At 63.0% G+C, this 6,613-nt stretch carries 6 protein-coding genes; 1 reads left to right on the top strand and 5 read right to left on the bottom strand.

Annotated elements, in window-relative coordinates; all coding sequences use genetic code 11:
* A partial coding sequence (locus AAV94_RS02095; RefSeq protein ID WP_046740682.1) for an IS5 family transposase occupies positions 1-429 on the top strand: 429 nt, incomplete at its 5' end.
* Between the two features lie 231 nt (positions 430-660).
* On the opposite strand, the gene AAV94_RS02090 is transcribed toward AAV94_RS02095, so the two are convergent.
* The 5 genes from AAV94_RS02090 to AAV94_RS02070 all read right to left on the bottom strand — a co-directional run bounded on the left by AAV94_RS02090 (position 661) and on the right by AAV94_RS02070 (position 6,605).
* A complete protein-coding gene (locus tag AAV94_RS02090) occupies positions 661-1,908 on the bottom strand; it encodes a phenylacetate--CoA ligase family protein (RefSeq protein WP_046740616.1) in 1,248 nt (415 codons plus the stop codon).
* A 320-nt stretch (positions 1,909-2,228) separates the two neighbouring features.
* Entirely contained in the window at positions 2,229-3,071 is an 843-nt protein-coding gene (locus AAV94_RS02085) for an ABC transporter ATP-binding protein (protein WP_046740615.1), read from the bottom strand.
* 100 nt (positions 3,072-3,171) lie between these two features.
* Positions 3,172-4,488, bottom strand: a complete 1,317-nt coding sequence (locus AAV94_RS02080) for an ABC transporter substrate-binding protein (RefSeq protein ID WP_046740614.1) — start codon at positions 4,486-4,488, stop codon at positions 3,172-3,174.
* A gap of 104 nt (positions 4,489-4,592) precedes the next feature.
* Positions 4,593-5,657 carry a branched-chain amino acid ABC transporter permease gene (locus AAV94_RS02075; RefSeq protein ID WP_046740613.1) on the bottom strand — a complete coding sequence of 355 codons (1,065 nt, stop codon included), beginning with the start codon at positions 5,655-5,657 and terminating at the stop codon, positions 4,593-4,595.
* A gap of 18 nt (positions 5,658-5,675) precedes the next feature.
* Positions 5,676-6,605: a branched-chain amino acid ABC transporter permease gene (locus AAV94_RS02070; RefSeq protein WP_046740612.1), complete on the bottom strand. Its 930-nt coding sequence runs from the start codon at positions 6,603-6,605 to the stop codon at positions 5,676-5,678.
* Positions 6,606-6,613 lie beyond the last annotated feature (8 nt).

The following is a 6,613-nucleotide window of genomic DNA, read 5'->3' as shown; positions in this document are numbered from 1 at the left end:
CGCATCGGCGACGCGCCGATGCTGCCTGAGCTGCTGACGCAGATCCCGGCAACTGAAGCCGTGGCGACGGTGAGCGGCGATGGTGCCTATGACACCAAGGCCTGTCATGTCGCGATTGCGGCACGCGGAGCCGCCGCCGTGATCCCGACCCGCAAGAATGCGCAGACCTGGAAAGGCAGCAGCGCGGGCGTCGAGGCTCGCAACGAAACCTTGCGATCAACCCGGCACCTGGGCCGGACGATCTGGAAGAAATGGAGTGGTTACCACCGGCGCAGCCTGGTGGAAACCAAGATGGGTTGCTTCAAGTTGCTGGGCGAGCGGGTCATGGCCCGAGATTTCGACCGCCAGGTGACGCAGCTTCAGGTGCGCGCGGCGATCCTGAACCAGTTCACGCGCTTGGGCACGCCACACACGATACGTGTGTTCTGAGCAGACTGGGGAAAGGGGTAGCTGCGCTCAGTGGGGCAATTGCGCAACAGCGCCTTGCAACCCGCCACGGCAGCGCGCCCAGAAGCGACGTGCGCGGCAGAGTGATCGCACGACTTCTGAGAACCTGTCCATCCTCTTTTCATGCGTTGCTGCAGCCACAAGCCAGCAAGATGCTGACAGGGCATGGACCTTCCTCAGATAGCACCCGTGAACAGGCGTCTGAGCCGCTGCTCACTGATAGTTGCGCACATCCTCGATGACCTTGCCGTCATTGGGCAAGGTGCCAGGCGGCACGAACTGGACCTGGGCGCGCAGTTTTGTGACTTCCCGGACCGCGTCGACGATCTGCGCCGCCAGCGTGTCGCCGCCCTCTTCGGTCTCTACCTGGAGTTCCATCCGGTCGCTGGCCATCTCTCCGCTGACCACCAGCCTGGCCTTGCCCAGTTGTGGAAAGCGCCGCACGATCTCGGCGATCTGCTCCGGATGCACAAACATGCCGCGTACCTTGGTGGTCTGGTCCGCACGGCCCAGCCACCCGCGGATGCGGGTGTTGGTGCGCCCGCTCGGGCAGGCGCCGGGCAGGATGGCCGATAGATCACCGGTACCAAAGCGAATCAACGGGTAATCTGGATTGAGGGTGGTGACCACGACCTCGCCAACCTCCCCATCCGGCACCGGATCGTCCGTTCCCGGGCGCACGATTTCAAGGATGACGTGTTCATCCAGCACCAAACCTTCGCGCGCCTCGGTTTCGTACGCAATCAGGCCCACGTCGGCGGTGGCGTAGCACTGGTAGGCGGCGATGCCGTGTTGCGAGAACCAGTCGCGCAGGGACGGCGCAAACGCCTCGCCCGATACCAGTGCCTTGCGCAGGCTCGTGGTGTCCGCGTTCATCTGCTGGGCCTTTTCCACCAGCAGTTTCAGAAAGCTGGGTGTGCCGACGTAGCCTGCAGGACGCAGCTCGGCAATGACCTGCAGCTGCTGCTCGGTCTGGCCCGTGCCACCTGGAAAGACGGTACAGCCAAGCGCATGCGCGCCCGTTTCCATCATCGCACCCGCCGGAGTGAAGTGATAGCTGAAGCAGTTATGCACGAGCTCGCCTGCCCGAAATCCCGCCGCGCGCAAAGCGCGTGCCATGCGCCAGTAGTCTGCACGCCCGCCCTCTGGTTCATAAATGGGGCCGGGGCTGGCGAACACACGCGGCATGGCAGGGCCAAAGCCAATGGCCGCAAAGCCGCCGAAGGCATCGCTGGCACGACGCGCCTTCTGCTGCGCCAGCAGCTGTGACTTGCGCGTCACCGGCAGTTGCGCCAAGGCTGCGCGGCTGCTGATGCTGGCGGCGTCGATGCCTGCCAGTTTTTCCGCCATGGCGGGGCTGTTTCGCTGTGCATGGGCGATCTGAGTGGGCAGGGCCGCCATCAGCGCATGCTCGCGCTCCTGTGGTGCGCGGGTTTCCAGGGCGTCAAGGGAGGGGATCATGGGATTGAAGGCTCCAATGTGGGAGGACAAGTCGCGCCGCTACGCGGCTTAGAACCTGTTTACGATCTTTTCATGCGCCGCGTTGCCTCACCAGGCGATGCGATGCAAGGCGCAAACCGCAGTCGGGCTGGTGGCCCGACGAGGATTTGCAACGCCGCAGCGTGCGTCTGGCGAGGCAACCCCAAGGGGGCAGCCAGGCAAAGGCACACCGGACAGCGTTGCTCGCCTTGCGCAGACGCCCAGTCTGGGCTGCGGCAGGCGCCTTGCCCGCCGCGCCTTTGCCTGACTGCGCGGCGCATGAAAAGATCGTAAACAGGTTCTTAGGCAAGCCAGCGCTTGCGGCGCTTGTAGCTTTTGACATCGCGAAAGCTCTTGCGGCCGTCTCCCCCCATGCCGAGGTAGAACTCCTTGACATCTGCATTGCCCGCCAGCTCCTGCGCTTGGCCGTCCATGACAATGCGGCCGGATTCCATGATGTAGCCATAGTCGGCGTACTTCAGGGCCATGTTGGTGTTTTGTTCGGCAAGCAGGAACGTGACCTTCTCGCGGGCATTGAGATCCTTGACGATGTGAAAAACCTCATCGACGATCTGCGGTGCCAGCCCCATTGACGGTTCATCAAGCAACACCAGTGAGGGATTGGTCATCAGTGCCCGGCCAATGGCACACATTTGTTGCTCGCCCCCCGAGGTATAAGCCGCCTGCGAGTTACGGCGCGTCTTCAAACGCGGAAAGTAGGTATAGACCTTCTCCAGATTGGCGGCAATTTCTGCCTTGTCCCTGCGGGTGTAGCTGCCCGTCAGCAGATTTTCCTCGATGGTCAGGTGGGCAAAACAATGGCGCCCCTCCATCACCTGCACGACGCCGCGCGCAACCAGATCGGCGGGCGAGCGGTTCTCGATGCGCTCGCCGCGCAGTTCAATGGTGCCCTTGGTGACCTCGCCGCGCTCGGCCTTGAGCAGATTGGAGATGGCCCGCAACGTCGTGGTCTTGCCCGCACCATTGCCGCCAAGCAGCGCGACGATGCCACCCTCAGGTACCTGCAGGGACACGCCCTTGAGCACCAGAATGACGTGGTTGTAGATCACCTCGATGCCATTGACCTGCAGGATGGGAGCAGTCTGGGCTTTGGATCGATCGGGGACGGATTCCGCATGGGGCATGGCGTTTCCTCATTCAGCCGTTAAGGGCGCAGGCATTGCGCAGGGACAGCGCTGCCAGCAGTTGCGGTGTGTGCCGGACCGCGGCACACACCGAGGTAAATCACTCCACTGCACTGCAGTCGCGCGGCGTGATGTTCTTGGCCTTGGCGTCGCGCTCGGCATACTCCTTGACCAGCGGCCCAACGATGGATTGGTCGGCCTGGTACCAGTCGGAGACGACCTCGAACTTGCTGCCATCCCACTGGGCGATGCGCGCCCAGTCCTCGCCCAGGTGGTTTTCACAACTGGTCTTGAAGGGGCGGACGATGCCGTCAAAACCCAGCTCCTGGATGCGTTCCTGCGTCAGATCCAGGTTCTCAAAACCCCAGCGCACCTGCTCGGGCGTGACGGTCTTGGTGCCGAACTTTTCCTGCGCGGTGCGGATGGCCTCGACCTGAAGCATGGCGATGACCATGCCGCGCGTATGCGCGAGCTGACCGAGAATATCCGCTGACGCGGCACTGCCCTGCCCCTTGTCATAAAGCTCTGCCTTGATGGCGTCGTGCACCGGACCGCGCGCAGCCGTGTTGTGCAGCGTCACGGTGTTGTAACCCTTGGCGCCCTGCCCGATTTCGCGCACATCATGGTCGGAGCCGCCCCACCAGATGGCATAGATCCTGTCACGCGCATAGCCGGTGGCCTGCGCCTCGCGCACGGCGGTGGGCGTCATCACGCCAGCGCTCCAAAGCAATGTGTAGTCAGGGCGACGCTGGCGAATCTGCAGCCAGGTGGACTTCTGCTCGACACCGGGAGCGGTAACCGGCAGCAATATCAGCTCAAAACCTTCCTTCTTCGCACGTGCCTGCAACAGCGGAATGGGCTCCTTGCCGTAGGGCGAGTCGTGGTAAACCAGCGCAATTTTCTTGCCCTGCAGGCTGCCGCCCTCTTTCTTCAGAATGTCCTGAATCATGGCATCGGCCGCCGTCCAGTACGTGCCAAGCAGCGGAAAGTTCCACTCGTAAACCCTGCCGTCGACGGATTGCGACAGGCCGTAACCGGGCGTGAACACCGGCATCTTGTCACCGGGCGCGCGGTCGCTGACGGCGAATGTGATGCCGGTTGACTGCGTGTCGAAACCCGGCGCTCCACCATGCTGATCCTTCAGGCGTTCATAGCACTCGACGCCGCGCGCGGTGTCGTAGGCGGTCTCGCACTCCTCGTAGCGGATCTGCACGCCGTTGATGCCGCCGCGCGCGTTGACCAGCTTGTAGTAGTCCAGCTTGCCGTCGGCCCAGGGCACGCCCAGCGGGGCGAACTGCCCGGTGCGGTAAACCAGTGCCGGAATGTACTGCTCCTGCGCCACGACACTGGTGGCCAGAAACCCGTGAGCGCAGACCACGGTGGCAGCTGCGGCGATGATGCGGTGTCTCCATTGCATGTCTTGTCTCCTTGTCGAACTCCATTGCCAAAGCCTTGCGGCTGGTTGCATCGCGGCAGGCTATGCATGCCGACCGCCGTGCACGTCACGTCGGCACTGTCCGCTCAGTGCGGGAAGGGCCAGACGCGCAGCTTCTGCCTGGCCGTGCCCCACAGCCTGGCCAGGCCGTGCGGTTCGACGATCAGGAAGAAGACGATCAGGGCACCGAAGATCATGTGCTCCAGATAACTCAGCGTCGCCGTTGACAACGGCACACCCAGCGCATGCGGCAGCAGCGTCAGCGCCAGTGGCAGCATCACGAAGAAGGCCGCGCCGAAGAAGGCACCGGCAATCGAGCCCAGCCCGCCGATGATGACCATGAACAGCAGCTTGAGCGACATGTCCAGATTGAAAGCGGCAGGCTCCCATGCACCGAGGTGCACCATGCCCCACAGCGCACCAGCAACACCGACGATGAAGGCACTGACAGCAAACGCACTGAGCTTGGCGTAGACAGGGCGGATGCCGATGACGGCCGCGGCCACATCCATGTCGCGGATGGCCATCCATTCACGGCCTATGGCGCCGCGCACGAGATTCTTCGCCAGCAGCGCCATGACGCACAGGATGGCCAGGCAAAACAGGTATTTCTCCATCGGCGTATGAATGTGCCAGCCCAACACCTGCAGCTCGCGCGCGCTGACCGAGCCTGACGATGAGTGGTTGGTGACCCAGGCCGCGCGGCTAGCCAGCCAGTCCATGAAGAACTGCGCCGCCAGCGTGGCCACCGCGAGATACAGACCGCGAATACGCAGGCTGGGAATGCCAAACACCACCCCGAACAGCATCGCGACGAAACCGCCGCCGAGGATGCACACCAGCAACGGCATGCCATCGATGCGTACCTGCAGGTTGTATGCGGCATAGGCGCCAACGGCCATGAAGGCGCCGGTGCCCAGCGAAATCTGCCCGCAGTACCCCACCAGGATATTCAAGCCCAGCGCCGCCAGGGCGAGAATCACAAAGGGAATCAACACTGCCTGGTAGAAGTAGTTCGTGGCCAGCAGCGGTACGCCAACGAATGCGGCAGCGACCAGCAACAGCATCGCATAGCGGTCCTGCGCGACGGGAAAGATCTGCTGATCGGCACGGTAGCTGGTCTTGAACTGGCCGTTTTCACGATAGAACATGGTGTGCTCCCTTGCCCGTCAAACGCGGTCGATGATCTTGTCGCCAAACAGCCCCTGCGGCCGGATCAGCAGAAAGGCCAGCGCCAGCACGTACGCGAACCAGTTCTCGATGCCTCCGCCGAGAAACGGCCCGAGGTAGATCTCCGAGAGCTTCTCGCCCAGCCCGATGATGAGTCCGCCGACAATCGCGCCAGGCACCGATGTCAGGCCACCGAGGATGACCACCGGCAGCGCCTTCATGGCCACCAATGACAGCGAAAACTGCACACCCGCCTTGGAGCCCCAGATGATGCCGGTCACCAGTGCCACGCCGCCAGCCACAGCCCAGACGATGACCCAGATGCGCGACAACGCAATGCCGATGGATTGCGCCGCCTGATGGTCGTCGGCAACGGCACGCAGCGCCCGGCCAGTGCGCGTCCTCTGAAAGAACAGCGACAGCACGGCCACCAGCACCATAGCGATGAGCGCGGCGTACAGGTCCTCCTTGTTGACCATCACACCGCCCTCGAACAGGTTCTCGAAGATGAACACCGGATCCTTGGGCATGCCCACATCGATGCCGTATACCCCGCTGCCATAAAGCAGCGGGCCCAGCCCATCAAGAAAGTAGGCGATACCCAGCGTCGCCATCAACAGCGCAATCGGCTCCTGCCCCACCAGGTGGCGCAAGGCCAGCCGCTCAATCAGCCAGGCCACCACCACCATCGCGGCCATGGCGATCAGCATGGCCAGCAGCAGCGTCCACCAGCTCGATGCCACGCCGAACCAGCCTGGAATCCATTCGGAAAAGCGTGCCATCGTCAGTGCCGCGAACAGCACCATTGCACCCTGCGCGAAGTTGAATACGCCCGAGGCCTTGAAGATCAGCACAAACCCCAGCGCCACCAGCGCGTAAAGCATGCCGGTCATCAGCCCGCCGAGCACGGCTTCGATGAAAAATCCCATGGTCTTGC

Origin of the sequence: Lampropedia cohaerens (genome assembly GCF_001005215.1) — a bacterium.
Classification (GTDB): Bacteria; Pseudomonadota; Gammaproteobacteria; order Burkholderiales; family Burkholderiaceae_C; genus Lampropedia; species Lampropedia cohaerens.
Note: the sequence above shows the minus strand (reverse complement) of the source record. Positions and strands in the feature narration are given on the sequence as shown.